Genomic DNA, 18,345 nt, shown 5'->3' on the forward strand with positions numbered 1-18,345 from the left:
AGTTTGAAAAGCGCCCCATGATGGGCGTTGTTTTATTGCCATACCTCCATCTTTCAACTATTATTGAAATATGGAAACTAAAGCCACTGTTCTCGCTCTCTCCGCACTCGCTCAAGAGTCGCGCTTGTCTATCTTTAAACTGCTGGTACAAGCTGGTCCCAGCGGTTTGCCCGCAGGCAAAATCTCAGAAGAAACAGGCATTTCGCCCTCATCGCTATCCTTTCACCTCAAAGAATTGTCCCATGCCGATATGGTCACTTCTCGCCAAGATGGGAGATTTGTCATCTATGCCGCGAATTTTTCGACCATGAATGCGTTGTTGCAATACCTCACTGACAATTGCTGTGGTGGCAATCCCTGTATGACCAACAGCGATGTGCAGTGCACTTCTCAAAACTGATTATCATAAAGGTTCGCTATGCTCAATGTGCTCATCCTCTGTACACACAACTCAGCGCGCAGTGCGCTCGGCGAAGCCATGCTCAATCACTGGGCGCGTGAGCGCGATGTCGCGGTCAAAGCCTACAGTGCGGGCAGCGCACCTTCTGGCCGTACCAACCCTCATGCACTGGCTGTTTTAGCGCAGGCGGGTATCGATGTCTCATATTTGCGCAGCAAAAATTGGGATGAGTTTTCGCAAAATGACGCACCCAATATCGACATCGTCATCACGGTGTGCGATTCGGCGGCGGGCGAGGTCTGCCCGTTGTTTCAAGGGGGCGCGCATCAAGTCAAAGTGCATTGGGGTTACCCTGACCCGTCCAATACGGTGGGTGACGACACGGCCAAACACGCCGCGTTTGAGGTCACGCGCCAAGCCATCGGCTATCGGATGTTGATGTTGCTCGATTTTTTTGAGAGCTTGACGGACAAACCTGAGGATGACAATGCGCTCAAACAGGCATGGCAAGCATTGCCCAAAGACGTGCGTTTGGCACAGTTAACCCACGTTTTGAAAAAATGAGCGATTAAATGAAACGATTGTTTTTCGCAGAAACTTTTGGCACAGCCTCATTGCTCGCCGTTGTGATTGGTTCGGGCATCATGGGCGAGCAACTGGCGGGTGGCAACGTGGCGGTTGCGCTGTTGGTCAATACCATTGCCACCGTGTTTGGTCTTTATGTGCTGATTACTACGCTTGGATCAGTCAGCGGCGCGCACTTTAACCCTGTCGTGTCACTGGTGATGTGCCTGCGCGGTCAGTTATCAAAGCGTCACACGTTGCTTTATTGGTGTGCACAAAGCATCGGCGCTGTACTCGGCGCGATGCTGGCACATGCGATGTTTGATTTGCCGATTGGGCAGGTGTCACACCATGTGCGTGATGGCTTGAGTTTATTTGTGAGCGAAATCATTGCCACGGCTGGTTTGCTGTTTGTGATTTTGCGCTTTCCCTCATCGCAAGTGGCCGCTGGTGTAGCATGTTACATCGGGGCGGCGTATTTATTCACAGCGTCTACATCGTTTGCCAATCCTGCGGCGGTGCTGGGGCGCATGTTTACCGATACGTTTTCGGGTATTGCGCCGCAGTCGGCGGTGATGTTTGTGGTGGCGCAGGTGATTGGCGCGTTGTTGGGTTGGCTCTTGGCAAAGACTTTGACGGCACGTCATGAGCGAGGTGAGAGAGATTAAACAAATTAGAAACCAGCTTCATGTGATGCTGGTTTTTTTGGCTGTGTTGTCACTGTGCATTGCCCCACACGTTGAGTTTCGCTACACTGCGAAGGTTTTGAACCTAAATGATAAATACTATGTGCCAACTGCTTGGAATGAATTGCAACACCCCGACTGATATTGTGTTCTCTTTTGAGGGTTTCACACAGCGGGGTGGGCTTACCGACCACCACACGGATGGTTGGGGTATTGCGTTTTTTGAGGGCAAGGCGGCGCGGTTGTTCATTGATCATCAGCCGTCGATTCATTCGCCGATTGCGCAGTTGGTGCGTACCTATCCGATTAAATCGCTCAATGTGATTGCCCACATCCGCAAAGCCACGCAAGGTGACGTCAATCTCGAAAATTGCCATCCGTTCATGCGCGAGATGTGGGGTTTGCAGTGGGTGTTTGCGCACAATGGTAATTTGATTGACTTCAATCCACAGTTCACAGGTGTGTATCACCCCGTTGGCACAACGGATTCTGAGGCGGCATTTTGCCTCATCATGCAAAATCTGAGAGCCAAGTTTCCCCAAGCCACCGCATTGCTACCACCTGCGCCGCATGAAGTAGATGAGGCGCTGCGTGTGATTGTCAAAGAGATTGCGCAATTTGGTACGTTTAATTTTTGCCTCTCCAATGGTCAAGCCATGTGGGCGTACTGCTCGACAAATCTGTGCTACATCGTGCGCGAGCATCCATTCACCACCGCCCACCTGCTTGACGCGGATGTCGCGATTGATTTTGCTGAGCACACCACACCAGACGATCGCGTGGCGGTTATTGCCACACAACCACTCACAGACAACGAAGTGTGGCACAAAATGGTGGCCAATGAATTCATTCGATTCTCGAATGGCAAGCCGCGGGCTCATGCGCTATTGTGATGCTCTATTGAACAGCCTATTAGTCTTTCACTGACTCCATGACAATAAACGTCGAGGTCTGCTTCACATGCGGCAGTGTGGAAATTTTGTCGGCAAAAATTCGTCGGTAGTCGGTCATGTTGACACTGCGCACCTTTAATAAATAATCAAAATTCGCGGCAATCATGTGGCATTGCTCAATCTCTGAGATTTTTGCCACCTCTCGATTAAACGCTTCCAACGCGGGTGCGCTGGTGCTGTTCATGGTGACTTGGACGAATGCCATGTTTTCACCGAGCAGTAAATGATCGTCGATGATGGCGGTGTAGCCCTTGATGATGCCTTTTTTCTCAAGGTGTTTGACTCGCGCGGCGCAAGCGGTTGCTGACAAACCCACCATGTCAGCAAGGCGACTATTGGGGATGCGGCCGTCTTGGCGCAGGTGTTTGATGATGTTTAAATCCAATTTGTTGAATTCACTATATATATCAGTTTTCATGATTAAATCACCTATAAAGTAGTTATTAAAAAATTAAAAAATATGATAATTGGCTGAAAATAGACGATAAATGATTTTAGCATCCGTTAAAATTTTTAAATAATTTTTGCACTACCAAAGGATGCTGCCATGTTGCCCCAACACCGTTTGACCATTGCCCAAGCCTTGATGATGTCAGAGTCTGACGCTTTGGCACGATTTGAACCGCTGATTCCGTCATTAGAGCATCGAGCCGCCATCACTGAGCGTGCAGCGCAGCTCATTAAAGACATTCGGGCAGAGCAAAATCCAAGCTTGATGGAGTCGATGCTCGCTGAGTATGGTTTGTCAACCGATGAAGGCGTCGCTTTGATGTGTTTGGCTGAAGCCATGCTGCGCGTGCCTGACTCAGCGACGGTGAATGAGCTGATTGAGGACAAAATCGCGGCGGCCAATTGGGCAGGGCACAAAGGTCAGTCTCCTTCGACATTGATCAATGCGTCCACATGGGGTTTGATGCTCACGGGAAAAATTTTATCAGCTGATGAAACCAGTGGGGTTTTGGGGACGTTGCACGGTTTGGTGAAACGTTTGTCAGAGCCTGTGATTCGCACGGCCATCGGTGAAATGCTCAAACGCTTGGGCACACAGTTTGTGTTGGGCGAGACCATTGAGCTTGCGTTGAAAGAGGCCCGCAAACAAGAAGCGCGTGGTTACACGTATTCGTACGATATGCTCGGTGAAGGGGCAAAAACCGAAGTTGACGCGCTGCGTTATTTTGCTTCTTATCGCAGCACCATTGAGACCTTGACGCCATTGTGTACCCATGACACCGTGAAGGGCAATCCAGGTATTTCGGTCAAGCTTTCAGCGCTTTATCCGCGCTACGAGCATGCCAAAAAAGCCGATGTGATGGCTGTCTTGGTGTCGCGAACATCTGAGCTGGCCAGATTGGCGGCGCGTGCGAACATGGGGTTTAATATTGATGCGGAAGAAGTCGAGCGGCTCGATACTTCCCTCGATGTGATTGAGGCGGTGCTGCGTGACGAGGCCTTGCGAGGCTGGGATGGTTTCGGCGTGGTGGTGCAGGCTTATGGCAAACGCGCACCCGCGGTTTTGGACTGGTTGCACCGATTGGCTACCGAGTTAGACAGAAAAATCATGGTGCGTTTGGTCAAAGGGGCATATTGGGATGCTGAGATCAAACGTGCCCAAGTGCTTGGCTTGGACGAGTTTCCTGTCTACACGCACAAGGCAAATACCGACGTGGCTTATCTCTCCTGTGCGCAGCAATTGCTCACGATGCATGAGCGCATTTATCCACAGTTTGCTACACACAATGCCCATACTGCGACGGCGATTTTGCAATTCGTGGGTGAGCAAGCCATATCGTTTGAGTTCCAGCGCTTGCACGGTATGGGCGAAGCGGTACACGATGAAATCATGCGTCAATACCAGGCGCGTTGCCGCATTTACGCGCCCGTTGGTGCGCATCGCGACTTGCTCGCATACCTCGTGCGACGACTGTTAGAAAATGGTGCCAATGGCTCGTTCGTCCACCAAATGGCGAATGAAGACGTGCCTGCAGAGCTGGTGGCGGCGGATCCTTGGTTGATCGTTGAGCAGTTGCGCGGTGTGACGTCAAATGGCGTGGTCAGGCCATCTGACTTGTTTGCACCGTCACGTCGAAACTCTAAAGGCTGGGATTTAACTGACCCCTTGACCTTGGCTCAACTACCGCATCATCAACCATTTTTTACTGATTCTGCTATCTTAAACGCGGCACATGATGTGGTGATTCGCAATCCTGCGGATTTAAATGATGTGGTGGGTACTGTGAAGAGCGCATCCACTGAGGACGTTCAGGCGGCGATTGCTCGAGCGGTGGCAGCTCAGGCTGGTTGGACGAATACACCAGTGACCGAACGCGCGTACTGCTTGAATCGTTTGGCCGATTTGTATGAAGCGAATGCGCCGCAGCTTTTCGCACTGCTCACGCGAGAAGCGGGTAAAACGTTGGCCGATGCCGTTGCTGAGTTGCGTGAGGCGGTGGATTTTTGTCGTTATTATGCAGTGCAAGCGATGGACTACAGCCATGCGCCTGCGCGTGGCGTGGTGACGTGCATTTCACCGTGGAACTTCCCGTTGGCGATTTTTACAGGTCAAATTGTCGCGGCTTTGGTCACGGGCAATACCGTATTGGCCAAGCCTGCAGAGCAAACACCATTGATTGCGCAGCGAGCGATTGAACTCATGCACCAAGCGGGTGTGCCGCATGATGCGGTGCAGCTTTTGTGTGGTGACGGCGCTGTGGTTGGCGCGGCAATGACAGTAGATGTTCGTATTAATGGCGTGGTGTTCACAGGTTCGAGTGTGACGGCGAAATTGATTCAAAACAACATGGCCAAACACTTGGCACCCGATGCCATGTTTATTGCCGAGACGGGCGGGTTAAATGCCATGATTGTGGATTCATCGGCCTTGCCTGAACAAGTGGTGCGTGATGTGATGGCATCTGCTTTTCAAAGCGCTGGGCAACGCTGCTCGGCCTTGCGGATTTTGTACGTGCAAGAAGACGTGGCACATGATGTGATTGAAATGATTGCTGGGGCGATGGATTTACTCGCAGTCGGTAACCCTTGGCAACTGGAGACTGATGTGGGGCCGGTGATTGATCTGGATGCACAACGTGAGTTGAACGAGTATCTGAAAAACTGCGACATCATCAAAACCGTGCCCGTGCCGAACGCTGGCTACTTCGTTGCCCCAACCATGGCGCGCGTGCAAGGGATTGAGGCGATGGGTAAAGAGATGTTTGGCCCGATTCTGCATGTGGCCACATTTAAAGCGCATGAGTTAGAACAAGTGGTGCAAACCATCAACAACAAAGGTTATGGTTTGACTTTGGGTGTGCACAGTCGCATTGAATCACGCGTCGATGCGGTTTGTGCTCAGGCACATATTGGTAATATTTATGTCAATCGCAATCAAATCGGCGCGATTGTTGGTAGTCAGCCATTTGGTGGTCATGGTTTGTCAGGGACTGGCCCGAAAGCGGGTGGTGCATTGTATCTGTCGAAATTTGTACGTGGCACATCCAACGCTGCCGTGATGGATGTAACAAAAGCCGAGCGTATTGCCCGAATCACTGCCGCCATCTCTCCTGAAGCCAGCCAAGTGTGGCAACAGGTATTGGATGCCACGGCTGCCTTAAATCTTTCGACCATCAGTTTACCTAGCCCGACAGGTGAGTCCAATGACTATCGCATCATTCCACGTGGCACGGTGACTTGCTTGGGCGGTGCGTCTGAGTTTGATTTGATGCATCAAGTACTTGCTGCCTTGCTGTGCGGTAACCGTGTGCAAGTGCTCAGTGATGCTGCTTGGCTAAAGGAGCTTCAGCAAGTGGGTCATATCGAGTTGGTTCGTGAGCTGGGCTTAGATGCTGTGGATGCTGTTGCATTATTTGCTGATGCATCAGCGCAGCGGCAGTGGCAAAAAACATTGGCCGAACACGAAAGCTTAGTGATTCCGCTTATGACTGAGCTCACCGATGTTGCGGCTTTGGTACATGAGGTGCACGTGTGTACGGACACCACTGCGGCAGGTGGTAACGCACAGTTGCTGGCGCACTCTGTGTGATAAAAACAATTCCTTATGGTTGATGGGATGCTTGAAGCGTTGCGGTGGATAACGGTTGTTTATCCATGCAAAGCGTTTTAAACTGACAGCCTTGCTGTTTGGATAGACAAATGGCACGGCGGTTTATTTTAATGAGGTGCAAACACCTTATGATTTTTTAACTGGAGAGACACATGAATTTTAAATATTTAACCCTCACAGCTGCATTGATTGGCAGCTTGACCTTGGCCGCCTGCGGTGCAGGTAACAAAAAGGCCGATGGCGTAGCCAGCAGCAACGTGATTAAGATTGCCACAGCATCGCCGATGAGCGGTGGTCAATCAACTGTCGGTAAAGACAATGAAAGCGGCGCGCGTTTGGCTGTCGAAGAAATAAACGCTGCAGGTGGTGTCGATATCAGTGGTAAAAAATACACCATTGAGTTGGTAGTTGAGGACGACGCAGGCGATCCGAAGCAGGGCGCGACTGTCGCACAAAAAATCGCTGATGACAAAAGCATCTCTGCGGTGGTCGGTCACTACAACTCAGGTGTGACAGCTGTGGCACAACCGATTTATGCCAAAGCCAATCTCGTCGCACTCACCGTCAGCAGCAACCCAGACATTACCCTCAAAGGTGTCAAAAATGACGCAGGCTTGACCATGGTTTATCGTTTGGCTGGCCACGATGGTATGCAAGGCCCAGCCTTGGCAACCTTCGCTCAGAAAAAAGGCTTTAAAAATATCGCCATTGTTGATGATGCGACCGCTTATGGCAAAGGCTTGGCCGATCAGGTTGATAAAAAAGCCAGGGAACTCGGTGTGACTGTTGCTGAGCGCGAATCGGCAACCGACAAAACCACGGATTTCAAAGGCATTTTGACCAAGCTCAAAGCCAAAGGTGTGGATGCCATTATGTGGGGTGGCTATGATGACACGGCGGCGACATTGGCCAAACAAGCTCGTGAGTTGGGTATCACAGCCACCTTCCTCATGCCAGATGCAGTGTGCACGGACAACTATCTGAAACTCGCGGGTGCAGCTGCTGAAGGCACGATTTGCTCAGCGACCAGCCAGCCATTGGCTGATATGAAGGAAGGTGCGGCATTCAAAGAGCGTTTTGAAAAACGCTTCCCAGGTCAAGCCATCCAAGCCTACGGTCCTTTGTACTACGATGGCGTTTATGCTGCCGTGGCTGCGATTAAAAAAGCAGGTTCTACTGATGCTGTAAAAGTGGCTGAAGCCATGAAAGGTTTGAGTCTGACTGGTTTGAGTGGCACGATTGCTTTTGATGACATTGGCGAGCGCAAAGATGCCGTGATCACGATGTCTGAAAGCAAGGGTGGTAAGTTCGTCACCGTTGATCAAGTGAAATAACTGATTTCATGTGGTGCTTCACGCCACGGCAGAAATGCCGTGGCGTTTTTTTATATGGCATGCTTGAGTAACGCCTCATCGATGTACCCATGTCGTGGGCGGTTCGCGAGTGTTTGCGAATGTATTTGTGCTCGTAAATCTAAATTGGCATGGCATTTTCGCTGGCTTTTGCTTAAAGCAAGGGCTTTTTATCAGCATTTCTGTGTTCTTTGAGGGTGTCGCGGTTATAATCATTGCTAATTTTTTATCTCATCTGATGATTAATAGGTTCAGTGCTCTTTTGATACTGAGCCTTCGTTTTTTTAGGAATCAAATCAATGCAAACTCGTTTTCAATGGATTTTGGTGCATCCAGCCGCCATCGTGGCTCAAGGTGCTGGCTCAGGTCTGCTTCATCCTGCGTCAGGTACTTGGGGAACATTGGTTGGGTGGTTGCTGTTTAGTTTTTTGTACACGAACGGGATGACCGCTCCTTGGGTTTGGGTAATATTTTTAGCGGTCACATTCATCATTGGTGTGTGGGCTTGTCATATCACAGGTAAACAACTGGGGGTGCATGATGACTCGTCTATTGTTTTTGACGAAATGTGGGCCATCTGGTTGGTGATGTTGTTTGTTATACCACTCAGCATTTGGTGGCAGTTATTGGCATTTGGGTTGTTTCGTTTGTTTGATATTTGGAAGCCTTACCCCATTCGCATCGTTGATGGTAAATGGCACAACGGACTGGGCGTGATGGTCGATGATGTGTTGGCGGCGTTTTATGCTTTGCTGTCATTCTCCGTGCTCTTCAATGTTTATAAATGGATCACAGCATGATGAGCGTAGATTTAACCCCAGCGATTAACGTGCTGGCCGAGTCACTAAAAACACTCGGCTGGCAAATGGGCACCGCAGAGTCGTGCACAGGTGGTGGTATTGCTTATTATTTAACTGAGGTCCCTGGTTCTTCGGCGTGGTTTGCGGGCAGCGTGGTGTCCTACAGTAATGCTGTTAAACAAGATGTACTGGGTGTAACTTCGCATGATTTGATGGATTATGGTGCGGTGAGTGAGCAGGTGGTGGCGCAGATGGCGCAAGGGGCGTTGCGGGTCTTGAACATCGACTGTGCGGTGTCTGTGAGTGGTATCGCAGGGCCAGGTGGTGCAACGCCGCGTAAACCATTGGGTATGGTCTGCTTTGCGTGGAGTTGGCGTGATGCACACGGTACCAGCCATGCCCGCACAACGACCAAGCAATTTACAGGGGATCGCCACTCGATTCGTGTGCAGACGGTTGAGTATGCGATTTTGGGCATGCAGCGTTTGTGCGATGCTTTTGGCTCGGGCGACTGGTATTTTGAAAGTTTTGAGCGAGATGACTAATCTAGCGTGTCGCTCGGGTTGCGCTGCTTGCTGTATTGCGCCCTCTATTAGCAGCCCCATTGTTGGCATGCCCAATGGTAAGCCAGCAGGCGTGCCTTGTGTGGCGCTCGATGAGCAGCTGCGCTGTCGACTATTTGGTGATGAGCGTCGGCCAAAAGTGTGCGGCAGCTTGCAGCCATCTATTGAAATGTGCGGGAACGAGCAGCAAGGACGTGCGTACGCGATTACTTACTTAACCCGTCTGGAATTGGCGACTTCATAGAAAAAACACGCAGAACGGCCATACTACTTTGTGCAAAGCCTTGTTTTTTAGCGAAAGTTTGTTGATAAACTGTTGCGGCTTTTCTCTAAAAAAACTACATGAATAACTCAATTTTACTGTGCGATTTACACTTGCAGGGGGGATTTTTATTCATTGTTGTATTTCATGACTCAACATAAAAAATGATGTACAAAAGAAGCCCAGATAAACTAATCAATACAAAACGCACAAAATAAGTCCATATAATCGGGCATACACAACGTTTGGCGTGTTTTGCTTAAAATATGGCGTATATGGTTATTGCCCCCTCAGTTAACTTTAATTGATAATAAGTAAGAGTTATCAAACAAAAGGAGATGTAAATGGAATTGGTTTTTGATCAGAATAAACCCGTACTTGTTACGGGCGCAACAGGTTATGTTGCAGGTTGGGTTATTGAACGCTTGCTCACTTTGGGGTTGACCGTTCATGCGGCTGTGCGCAATCCCAATGATGTCAAAAAAATAGCGCATTTGGATGCCTTAGCTAAAAAACACACGGGCAATATTCGCTATTTTAAAGCCGACTTGTTAAATCATGGCGATTACGATGAGGCCATGAAGGGGTGTCAGGTGGTGTTTCATACAGCCTCACCTTTTGTCTTGAATGTTCAAGATCCACAAAAAGATTTAGTCGACCCAGCGGTCTTGGGCACTCGCAACGTTCTTGAGTCCGTTAATCATTGTCCATCTGTTGAACGCGTGGTTCTCACCAGCAGTTGTGCCGCTATTTATGGTGATAACATCGATGTTGCGAATACCCCTAACAATATTTTGACCGAAGAGATTTGGAACACCAGTTCTTCGCTGCAACATAACCCTTATTCATACTCTAAAACATTGGCGGAGGCCGAGGCATGGAAAATGGCTGAAACTCAAAACCGTTGGCGTTTGGTGGTAATTAATCCGTCCTTAGTCATTGGGCCTGGTATAAACCCTAATGCAACATCCGAGAGTTTCAATCTGGTTCGTCAATTTGGTGATGGTCGAGCCAAAATGGGCGTGCCTAAGTTATATATTGGTGTTGTCGATGTCCGTGATGTCGCCGATGCCCATGTCCGTGCCGCTTTTTTGCCAAACGCCCAAGGACGACACATTTTATCGGGTCATGACACCAACCTAGCTGAAATGGCGGCGTGTTTATTGCCTAAGTTTGGTAATAGCTACCCGATCCCCAAACGCATTTTGCCCAAATGGTTGGTTTGGCTTGTGGGCCCTTTGGCGGACAAAACCTTCACCCGTGAAATTATTCGTCGAAACGTCAACATCCCTTGGCGCGCGGATAATAGCAAAAGTCGACGTGAGCTCTGCCTAACATACCGTTCGTTAAACGACTCCATGAACGAATTTTTTGAACAGCTCGTACAATCAGGGCAGTTAAACGCCAAAAAATAGTAAATCGGTGCGCAAACTGAACATAACAACATGAAAGTAATGAGCCACTTCCTCGTACAACCCAGTTGGCGCTTAATTATCACCGACTTGGGCTTAAATGTGGGGCATGTACTGCGCTCGGCACAACTTCCTGCGGATTTATTCAGCCGAGAAGAGGCCTACCTCAGTACGGCTCAATATTTCAAGTTATGGCAAGCCACTGGACAACTGGTGGGCAATGCCAATGACCTCCCTTTGAGGATTGCCCAATCAGTTGCGATTGAGTCTTTTAGCCCACTTGTATTTGCGTGCATGTGCAGCGCAAACTTAAACGTTGCCCTAAAACGCTTGGCCGAATTTAAAAGTCTACTCGGACCAATGACGCTGCATGTCGAGGAAGATGAGACGCATACATGTGCCCAACTTCGCTTTTGTCATACCGAAACACCTGTGCCCACAATTATTGCAGCAACGGAATTGGTATTTTTCACGCAACTGGCTCGTATCGCGACCCGTCAAATGATTGTGCCGTCAAGCCTAGCTTTGCAAGAGCTGCCCAGCGATTTAACGCCTTACACCCAGTATTTCGGTCGTCCAATTGAACCAGGCACTGACATAACAATCGCATTTTCAAAAGTGGATGCCGAGTGCCCTTTCTTGACTGAAAATTCGCCGGTGTGGCAGTTTTTTGAACCCACTTTGCGAAAGCAGCTAAGTGAATTGACGCAACACAGCACAACTGCAGAAAGAGTTAAAAGTGTTTTATTGGAACTGCTACCAACTGGGCGCAGCAGCATAGATGCCGTTGCCAAAACCTTAGCCATGAGCGTGCGTAGTCTGCAACGTCATCTACACAGTGAAAATCTACATTTTCAGGAGGTTTTGCACCAGACCAGAAAAGATTTGGCGCAACACTATCTCAAAAAAAGCCATATTTCTTTGAATGAAATTGCTTATTTACTGGGTTTTCACGACAGTCAATCCTTTGCCAGAGCTTTCAAGAAATGGCAAGGTCAAACGCCATTGGCTTTTAGAAAACAAAAATAAATTCATAATTTTGATTTAAGTAAAGAGATTACACTGGCATCATGCAAAATAGTCATAACATTAATTTTTGGAACATCGAATATGAAACTCATTAAATGGCTTGTGGCTCTGGCCGCATTGGCTGGTTTAACGCTTGCGGGGTGTGAGGCTTTGAACACTGATAAAACGTTCCGTGTGAATCAAGCACAGTTACAAAAATTAGTGAATCGAAACTGGACCACCATAGCAGAGAAGTTGGCACAGTACAATGTGACCATTGCAGCACCCACAATCAACTTGCAGCCCAATGAGCAGCGCATTGGTGCCGATTTTGATGCTTATATTGATTTGGGGCTGATCAAGGTTGAAGGTGTCATGTCTGTTTCTGGGATTCCTGCGTACAGTGAGTCAAAAGGTGCCGTGATGCTCAATAACTTGCGTGTGGATAATTTCGATGCCAAAAACCTTCCTGATGCTTTGGTGAAGTCTCAAGCTCAAAAAATGATTGGTAAAAAGTTTGGCGTGGATATTCCGCTGTATGAAATTTCGCCTGAAAAATTGTCTTTTGCAGGGAAAAAATGGATTCCACAAACCATCAACGTCGAGCGAGACGGTTTAGAAATCATCCTGCAGCCAAAATAATCACCCATGAATCCATCAGATCACGCATAAAAAATCCGCCCAAAAAATGAGCGGATTTTTATTTACTCTGCTAACTGACCATCGGGTGGAATGTGTTGCGGCAAAGGGCGTTTGTGGAACAATAAACGAGCCAGTTCCTCCAATGCTTGCTGATACACACCACGCTTGAAGTCGATGACTTCATCGAGTGGAATCCAATAGTCATTCCAGCGCCAAGCATCAAACTCAGGATGTTCTGAGGCACGTAAATTCACGTGATGATCGCGACCAACAAGTCGCAGCAAAAACCAAATCTGCTTTTGACCACGGTAATGATTGCGAAAATCGCGTTTAACCCAACGGGTCGGAACATCGTAGCGCAACCAATTTCGGGTACGTCCAATGACTTTAACGTGTTCGGGCAATAAGCCTGTTTCCTCATACAGTTCGCGCAACATGGCTTGCTCAGGGGATTCGCCGTGGGCAATGCCCCCTTGGGGAAACTGCCATGCGTGTTCACGGATGCGTTTACCCCAAAAAACCTGATTGCGTGAGTTGACCAGAATGATGCCGACATTGGGGCGATAACCTTCTTTGTCGAGCATTTTTTCCTCAATAAATGATTTACAATAGCGAGATTATATAGCGATTCACACAACTGTGAACTTCAAATTTCCCTTCAAATACACTAACCGAATATCGAGCCCGCATGAAAGCCAGTCAATTCTTTATCTCCACTCTCAAGGAAGCCCCAGCAGAAGCAGAAATCATCAGTCACCAGCTCATGATGCGCGCAGGCCTCATCAAACGCATTGGTAGTGGTATTTATAGCTACATGCCGATTGGCTTGCGCAGCGTACGTAAAGTTGAACAAATCGTTCGCGAAGAAATGAATAAAGCGGGCGCCATGGAGTTGCTCATGCCCGCAGTGCAGCCTGCCGAGTTGTGGCAAGAATCTGGTCGCTGGGAACAATACGGCCCAGAATTGCTGCGTTTGAAAGATCGTCATAACCGTGATTTTGTTGTTGGCCCGACCCATGAAGAAGTCATCACCGACTTGATTCGCCGCGATGTCAAAAGCTACAAACAGTTGCCTGTTAACATGTATCAAATCCAAACAAAGTTTCGCGACGAGATTCGCCCGCGCTTCGGCGTGATGCGTGGTCGTGAGTTCATCATGAAAGACGCCTACTCATTTGATAAAGATGTTGATGGCATGAAGGCATCGTATGACAAAATGTTCAACGCTTACACTGCGATTTTCAAACGCCTCGGCTTAAACTTTCGTGCGGTCGCGGCAGACAATGGCTCTATCGGCGGCGATGGCTCGCACGAATTCCACGTCATCGCAGAGACTGGTGAGGACGACATCGTGTATAACCCCAATAGTGACTATGCAGCGAACATCGAGGCGGCCGAAGCCGTTGCTCTCATCGCTGAGCGTGCGGCGCCGACACAAACATTGACCAAGACTCACACGCCAAGTAAAGGCAAATGCGAAGATGTCGCCGAGTTTCTGGGGGTGCCGTTGGATAAAAATGTTAAATCCATTGTTTTGGCGGTAGACATCGAAAACCAAGAAGACGACAGTGCTACTCAAATTTTTCTCGTATTGCTGCGTGCAGACCACACACTCAATGAAATCAAAGTGTCCAAATTGGCTGGTTTGTCAAACTATCGCATGGCGACTGAAGCCGAAATCGCCACCGCTTTTAACACCACTCCAGGCTACATAGGCCCCGTCGCCACTGCACAAAAAGTCACGATTATTGCTGATAAGACTGTTGCGAACATGTCTGACTTCATCTGCGGTGCGAATGAGGTCGATTACCACCACGTCGGTGTCAACTGGGGGCGTGACTTGCCCGAACCCGACCTCATCGCTGACGTACGCAACGTCGTCGCTGGCGACCCCGCACCTGATGGTAATGGCACAGTGGGCATTTGCCGAGGCATCGAAGTTGGCCACGTATTCCAGCTCGGCACGAAATATTCTGAGGCAATGAAAGCGACATTCCTCGGTGAAAACGGCAAACCGCAGCCATTCGTCATGGGTTGCTACGGTATTGGCATCACGCGAATTCTCGGTGCGGCCATCGAGCAAAATTTTGACGCCAAAGGCATTCTTTGGCCACAATCCATCGCCCCATTTGAAGTGGTGATTTGCCCTGTTGGTGCGGATAAGTCAGAGGTGGTACGTGAGGAGGCGGATAAACTTTACCACTCACTCATCCAAGCTGGTGTGGACGTGATCATTGATGACCGTGGAGAGCGACCTGGTGTGATGTTTGCTGATTGGGAATTGATTGGCGTGCCTCATCGCTTGACCATAGGTGATCGTGGCTTAAAAGAGGGTTTGGTTGAATACCAAAATCGTCGTGACACAGAAGCGACGAAAGTGCCTGTGCTTGAGATTCATGCGCATGTGTTGGCACAGATGAGCGTAGCCTAACGGCTTTGATGTGGAGCGCTTTTGAACGATACCATTGTCTGCCGGGAATGAGCAAGGGAAAAGGCTGTATGGACTGGTTTCTGCGCATCGGTGTGATACTGATGTTTTTTTTGAGTGGCATCACACAGGCTGGTTATCAGAAAGAAGAATACTTGGCCGACTCTGTGAGTACGCTGCTGCGCCAATCGGTCTCTGCCCAAATGCCGCAACAACGCCCCTTTATGTCCGAGCGTGACGAGCAGAATTTTTATCTTTGGCGCAGTGTCATGAGTCAGCGGATGGCGCGGTATGTCTCGCAGCCGTCTCTGCGTCACGCGATACTCGATGCTGTTGATTATGAAGCGCGCCGTGCTGGTTTAGAGCCAGCATTAGTGCTCGGCGTCATTACCGTCGAAAGCCAGTTTAAGCCTGTCGCTACGAGCCCTGTTGGTGCACGTGGCTTGATGCAGGTGATGCCGTTTTGGGCCAAAGCGATTGGGGATGGCGATGCGCGGCGGCTTTATCAGTTGCGTGTGAATGTGCGTTTTGGGTGCGTAATTCTGCGACATTATTTGGAAAAAGAGCGCGGCGATCTTGTCCGTGCTTTAGCTCGCTACAATGGTAGCCTTGGTCAAACGGCTTATGCAGAGAAAGTGTTGCTGTCAGCACGTCAGTGGAGATGATTTTTTAGTGCGCTCTTAAAAAACCTGTCTCAAGGACAGGTTTTTACATCCATTCATTTTAGAGCATTTTCAATTTCGACAAATGTGCGGGCAACATCGGTGTGATGTGCGACACCCAGCTGTCTGGCGATTTGTGCCGCAGAGACAATACCTCGCACGATTTCATTGCCTTGTTGTTCCTCTAACACCAGTGTGTGTTGACGGCCTGATTGGCGAAGGGTTTGTAGTATGTGGCCAACTTTGGCTTTGGCAAGATCATTGTAATGGACGAAAAATAATTGATCACTGGCTGTCATCACGTCGTAGACTGTGACGTCTTGGTGGCGGCCACCTCGCTGTTGTAAAACACGCATGGGCTTCTCGCCTAAAATATCTGATGCTGTGACAATACCGACCACTTGAGCTTTTGAATTGGTGACCAATAGTGAACGTATGCTGAATGAAATCATTTTTGCGTTCGCATCGTCAATATTGGTATCGGAATCAATGGTAATGGCGGGCGTGTGATGAAAGTCTGTCATGACTTCAATCGCTGATGAGTGCAAGTTAACATCACTGATGTTATTTTTTGGGGCTTGAGCATAGACAGCGATGCCCTTTAGGTTAATCTCGGTAAGTGCGGAAAATTGCTCAATGGACATGTTGTAACCTTCGTCTGGTGATTGATTGACCCGAATGATGCAAAGCCATGCATACCTTCGGCGTTTGTTGTTGTGAGCGTATTGTAAACCTATTTTTTTTGAGTGTTTTCTTCTTTTATTGATTTGGCCTAATGTGCTTTGATTCAAAAAAGCCCGCCTGATTGCGCAGGGGGCTTTTTTAAATTTGATGTAGTATGGGTTATTGTCCACGCAAATCTTTACGCAGAATCTTGCCTACATTGGATTTTGGCAAGTCTGTTCGGAACTCAACATACTTAGGACGTTTGTAGTTGGTAAGGTATTCCTTCATGAACTCAAGCAACTCAGTCTCAGTCAGGCTATTGTCTTTCTTCACGACAAAGATTTTGACGGCTTCACCCGAATGCTCATCGGGTACACCGATGGCTGCGCATTCGAGGACTTTGGAGCAGCGGACAGCAACATCTTCAATTTCGTTTGGATAAACATTAAAGCCTGAGATGAGAATCATGTCTTTCTTGCGGTCAACGATTCTGACAAAGCCAGACTCTTCCATAATGCCGATGTCACCTGATTTGAAGTAACCATCCGAAGTCATGACTTTAGCGGTTTCATCAGGGCGCTGCCAATAGCCAGCCATAACTTGCGGGCCGCGAATGGCGATTTCACCCGTCGCACCGATGGGCAGATGATTGCCGTCATCAGCGATGATGGCAACATCAGTTGATGGCAGTGGTAAACCAATTGAACCGTTGAACTCACGACTGCCCACTGGATTAATGGTCGCCCCAGGGCTGGTTTCTGACAGACCATAGGCTTGGCAAATCGTAACGCCCGTTATTTTCTTAAATCTTTCAGCCACCGCTGATTGGACGGCCATGCCGCCACCTAAAGCGATTTTGAGGCTGGAGAAATTCAGTCTCTCAAAATCAGGGTGGTTCATGAGTGCTGTGAACAGGGTGTTGACAGCAGGCAGTAATGCGAAGGGATATTTAGACAGCTCTTTGATAAACGCTGGAATATCGCGCGGGTTGGTGATGAGGAGCAGGTGACCGCCGACGTGTGCACAGTATAGGGCGCACGCGGTGAGGCCAAATATGTGGTACATGGGTAATGCGCCGACGAATACGGTGCCGTCTTCGCCGTCTGTTTGTAGCTCTTTGCCGCACCATGCATCGACTTGGAGCACATTGGCGATGATGTTGGCATGGGTCAATGTGGCACCTTTTGCAACACCTGTTGTACCGCCAGTGTATTGCAAAAATGCGAGATCATTGTGTTCTAAGTGCACAGGGGTGAGCTTGGCATTGATGCTTTGACTGAGTACAGATTTGAAAGAAATGGCGTTGTCGAGTTTCCATGCGGGCACCATTTTTTTGATTTTACGTACGACAAAGTTAACAACATGGCCTTTAAGGCCGAGCATGTCGCCAAGTGTGGCGACGATGGTGTGTTTGAGTTGCTTGAGGTTGGGCAATGATGCTTGCAGTGTGGCGGCGAAGTTCTCAAGGATAAAGATAGCTTTTGCGCCAGAGTCGTTCAATTGGTGTGTTAATTCTGTCGCAGTGTAGAGAGGATTAACGTTAACCACACAGTAGCCTGAGCGCAAAATAGCGGCAACCAAAATCGGGTATTGCATACAGTTTGGCATCATGATGGCGACACGGTCACCTTTTTTCAGACCCAGTTGCTGCAGCCATGCACCAACGTTTTCGGAGTGCTTGGCCCACTCGGCATAGGTCATGTCTTTGCCCATCGATGATGTCGCGATGCGATGAGCGTACCTCTCGAATGCCTCTTCAAACATGCCTGCGATTGACGCATATTTGTCAATATTAATGGTGGCAGGAATGCCAGCCTCATAGGACTTGAGCCAGGGTTGGTTCATGGTTGTCTCCTTGTAACCAATGTTTATGTTGTCTGTGAATTG

General features: G+C 48.9%; 18 protein-coding genes. 14 read left to right on the forward strand and 4 right to left on the reverse strand.

Annotation, left to right across the window (positions count from 1 at the left end):
• Nucleotides 1-70 precede the first annotated feature (70 nt).
• The 4 genes from IE082_RS04145 to IE082_RS04160 all read left to right on the forward strand — a co-directional run bounded on the left by IE082_RS04145 (nucleotide 71) and on the right by IE082_RS04160 (nucleotide 2,543).
• Nucleotides 71-400, forward strand: coding sequence for an ArsR/SmtB family transcription factor (locus IE082_RS04145; RefSeq protein ID WP_189492012.1), 330 nt, complete (start codon nucleotides 71-73; stop codon nucleotides 398-400).
• Nucleotides 401-418: 18 nt separating this feature from the next.
• A complete protein-coding gene (locus IE082_RS04150) occupies nucleotides 419-964 on the forward strand; it encodes an arsenate reductase ArsC (RefSeq protein ID WP_189492014.1) in 546 nt (181 codons plus the stop codon).
• Nucleotides 965-972: 8 nt separating this feature from the next.
• On the forward strand, nucleotides 973-1,632 hold the full coding sequence (locus IE082_RS04155) for an aquaporin (protein ID WP_189492017.1): 660 nt from the start codon (nucleotides 973-975) through the stop codon (nucleotides 1,630-1,632).
• A gap of 119 nt (nucleotides 1,633-1,751) precedes the next feature.
• The gene (locus tag IE082_RS04160) at nucleotides 1,752-2,543 is read left to right on the forward strand and encodes a class II glutamine amidotransferase (protein ID WP_189492019.1); all 792 of its coding nucleotides are present in this window, start codon (nucleotides 1,752-1,754) and stop codon (nucleotides 2,541-2,543) included.
• A 19-nt stretch (nucleotides 2,544-2,562) separates the two neighbouring features.
• Here IE082_RS04160 and IE082_RS04165 read toward each other — a convergent pair whose 3' ends face one another.
• On the reverse strand, nucleotides 2,563-3,021 hold the full coding sequence (locus tag IE082_RS04165) for an Lrp/AsnC family transcriptional regulator (protein WP_189492022.1): 459 nt from the start codon (nucleotides 3,019-3,021) through the stop codon (nucleotides 2,563-2,565).
• A gap of 129 nt (nucleotides 3,022-3,150) precedes the next feature.
• Between IE082_RS04165 and putA the strand changes: the two genes are divergently transcribed.
• The 8 genes from putA to IE082_RS04205 all read left to right on the forward strand — a co-directional run bounded on the left by putA (nucleotide 3,151) and on the right by IE082_RS04205 (nucleotide 12,702).
• Nucleotides 3,151-6,642 (forward strand): bifunctional proline dehydrogenase/L-glutamate gamma-semialdehyde dehydrogenase PutA, encoded by a 3,492-nt coding sequence (gene putA, locus IE082_RS04170; RefSeq protein ID WP_189492024.1) that lies wholly within the window; start codon nucleotides 3,151-3,153, stop codon nucleotides 6,640-6,642.
• Nucleotides 6,643-6,815: 173 nt separating this feature from the next.
• A complete protein-coding gene (locus IE082_RS04175; RefSeq protein WP_189492027.1) occupies nucleotides 6,816-7,997 on the forward strand; it encodes a branched-chain amino acid ABC transporter substrate-binding protein in 1,182 nt (393 codons plus the stop codon).
• A 317-nt stretch (nucleotides 7,998-8,314) separates the two neighbouring features.
• Nucleotides 8,315-8,815, forward strand: coding sequence for a phosphatidylglycerophosphatase A family protein (locus tag IE082_RS04180; protein WP_189492029.1), 501 nt, complete (start codon nucleotides 8,315-8,317; stop codon nucleotides 8,813-8,815).
• The gene (locus IE082_RS04185; protein WP_189492031.1) at nucleotides 8,812-9,360 is read left to right on the forward strand and encodes a CinA family protein; all 549 of its coding nucleotides are present in this window, start codon (nucleotides 8,812-8,814) and stop codon (nucleotides 9,358-9,360) included. The genes IE082_RS04180 and IE082_RS04185 overlap by 4 nt, the downstream gene beginning before the upstream one ends.
• Nucleotides 9,353-9,622 carry a YkgJ family cysteine cluster protein gene (locus IE082_RS04190; protein WP_189492034.1) on the forward strand — a complete coding sequence of 90 codons (270 nt, stop codon included), beginning with the start codon at nucleotides 9,353-9,355 and terminating at the stop codon, nucleotides 9,620-9,622. The genes IE082_RS04185 and IE082_RS04190 overlap by 8 nt, the downstream gene beginning before the upstream one ends.
• A gap of 362 nt (nucleotides 9,623-9,984) precedes the next feature.
• Nucleotides 9,985-11,055 carry an NAD-dependent epimerase/dehydratase family protein gene (locus tag IE082_RS04195; protein ID WP_189492037.1) on the forward strand — a complete coding sequence of 357 codons (1,071 nt, stop codon included), beginning with the start codon at nucleotides 9,985-9,987 and terminating at the stop codon, nucleotides 11,053-11,055.
• Between the two features lie 39 nt (nucleotides 11,056-11,094).
• Entirely contained in the window at nucleotides 11,095-12,081 is a 987-nt protein-coding gene (locus tag IE082_RS04200) for an AraC family transcriptional regulator (RefSeq protein WP_189492040.1), read from the forward strand.
• A gap of 81 nt (nucleotides 12,082-12,162) precedes the next feature.
• Nucleotides 12,163-12,702, forward strand: coding sequence for a DUF1439 domain-containing protein (locus IE082_RS04205; RefSeq protein WP_189492042.1), 540 nt, complete (start codon nucleotides 12,163-12,165; stop codon nucleotides 12,700-12,702).
• A 62-nt stretch (nucleotides 12,703-12,764) separates the two neighbouring features.
• Here IE082_RS04205 and IE082_RS04210 read toward each other — a convergent pair whose 3' ends face one another.
• Nucleotides 12,765-13,286, reverse strand: coding sequence for an RNA pyrophosphohydrolase (locus IE082_RS04210; protein WP_189492045.1), 522 nt, complete (start codon nucleotides 13,284-13,286; stop codon nucleotides 12,765-12,767).
• A gap of 104 nt (nucleotides 13,287-13,390) precedes the next feature.
• On the opposite strand from IE082_RS04210, the gene IE082_RS04215 reads away from it, so the two are divergent.
• Together IE082_RS04215 and IE082_RS04220 are read left to right on the forward strand one after the other, a co-directional pair.
• A complete protein-coding gene (locus IE082_RS04215; protein WP_189492048.1) occupies nucleotides 13,391-15,133 on the forward strand; it encodes a proline--tRNA ligase in 1,743 nt (580 codons plus the stop codon).
• Between the two features lie 68 nt (nucleotides 15,134-15,201).
• Nucleotides 15,202-15,795 (forward strand): lytic transglycosylase domain-containing protein, encoded by a 594-nt coding sequence (locus tag IE082_RS04220; protein ID WP_189492051.1) that lies wholly within the window; start codon nucleotides 15,202-15,204, stop codon nucleotides 15,793-15,795.
• A gap of 53 nt (nucleotides 15,796-15,848) precedes the next feature.
• On the opposite strand, the gene IE082_RS04225 is transcribed toward IE082_RS04220, so the two are convergent.
• On the reverse strand, nucleotides 15,849-16,436 hold the full coding sequence (locus tag IE082_RS04225) for a CBS domain-containing protein (protein WP_189492054.1): 588 nt from the start codon (nucleotides 16,434-16,436) through the stop codon (nucleotides 15,849-15,851).
• 199 nt (nucleotides 16,437-16,635) lie between these two features.
• Complete coding sequence (locus tag IE082_RS04230) at nucleotides 16,636-18,303, reverse strand: long-chain-fatty-acid--CoA ligase (protein ID WP_189492057.1); 1,668 nt, start codon at nucleotides 18,301-18,303, stop codon at nucleotides 16,636-16,638.
• Nucleotides 18,304-18,345: the final 42 nt, after the last annotated feature.

The sequence above is a fragment of the Formosimonas limnophila genome (assembly GCF_014652675.1).
GTDB lineage: Bacteria > Pseudomonadota > Gammaproteobacteria > Burkholderiales > Burkholderiaceae > Hydromonas > Hydromonas limnophila.

Bases quoted from the DNA above. Each gene is read 5' to 3' on its own strand.
- IE082_RS04225 (WP_189492054.1), bottom strand. From the start codon at position 16,436: ATGTCCATTGAGCAATTTTCCGCACTTACCGAGATTAACCTAAAGGGC.
- IE082_RS04200 (WP_189492040.1), top strand. From the start codon at position 11,095: ATGAGCCACTTCCTCGTACAACCCAGTTGGCGCTTAATTATCACCGAC.
- IE082_RS04180 (WP_189492029.1), top strand. From the start codon at position 8,315: ATGCAAACTCGTTTTCAATGGATTTTGGTGCATCCAGCCGCCATCGTG.
- IE082_RS04220 (WP_189492051.1), top strand. From the start codon at position 15,202: ATGGACTGGTTTCTGCGCATCGGTGTGATACTGATGTTTTTTTTGAGT.
- IE082_RS04195 (WP_189492037.1), top strand. From the start codon at position 9,985: ATGGAATTGGTTTTTGATCAGAATAAACCCGTACTTGTTACGGGCGCA.
- IE082_RS04155 (WP_189492017.1), top strand. From the start codon at position 973: ATGAAACGATTGTTTTTCGCAGAAACTTTTGGCACAGCCTCATTGCTC.
- IE082_RS04215 (WP_189492048.1), top strand. From the start codon at position 13,391: ATGAAAGCCAGTCAATTCTTTATCTCCACTCTCAAGGAAGCCCCAGCA.
- IE082_RS04175 (WP_189492027.1), top strand. From the start codon at position 6,816: ATGAATTTTAAATATTTAACCCTCACAGCTGCATTGATTGGCAGCTTG.
- putA (WP_189492024.1), top strand. From the start codon at position 3,151: ATGTTGCCCCAACACCGTTTGACCATTGCCCAAGCCTTGATGATGTCA.
- IE082_RS04150 (WP_189492014.1), top strand. From the start codon at position 419: ATGCTCAATGTGCTCATCCTCTGTACACACAACTCAGCGCGCAGTGCG.
- IE082_RS04165 (WP_189492022.1), bottom strand. From the start codon at position 3,021: ATGAAAACTGATATATATAGTGAATTCAACAAATTGGATTTAAACATC.
- IE082_RS04145 (WP_189492012.1), top strand. From the start codon at position 71: ATGGAAACTAAAGCCACTGTTCTCGCTCTCTCCGCACTCGCTCAAGAG.
- IE082_RS04190 (WP_189492034.1), top strand. From the start codon at position 9,353: ATGACTAATCTAGCGTGTCGCTCGGGTTGCGCTGCTTGCTGTATTGCG.
- IE082_RS04230 (WP_189492057.1), bottom strand. From the start codon at position 18,303: ATGAACCAACCCTGGCTCAAGTCCTATGAGGCTGGCATTCCTGCCACC.
- IE082_RS04210 (WP_189492045.1), bottom strand. From the start codon at position 13,286: ATGCTCGACAAAGAAGGTTATCGCCCCAATGTCGGCATCATTCTGGTC.
- IE082_RS04205 (WP_189492042.1), top strand. From the start codon at position 12,163: ATGAAACTCATTAAATGGCTTGTGGCTCTGGCCGCATTGGCTGGTTTA.
- IE082_RS04160 (WP_189492019.1), top strand. From the start codon at position 1,752: ATGTGCCAACTGCTTGGAATGAATTGCAACACCCCGACTGATATTGTG.
- IE082_RS04185 (WP_189492031.1), top strand. From the start codon at position 8,812: ATGATGAGCGTAGATTTAACCCCAGCGATTAACGTGCTGGCCGAGTCA.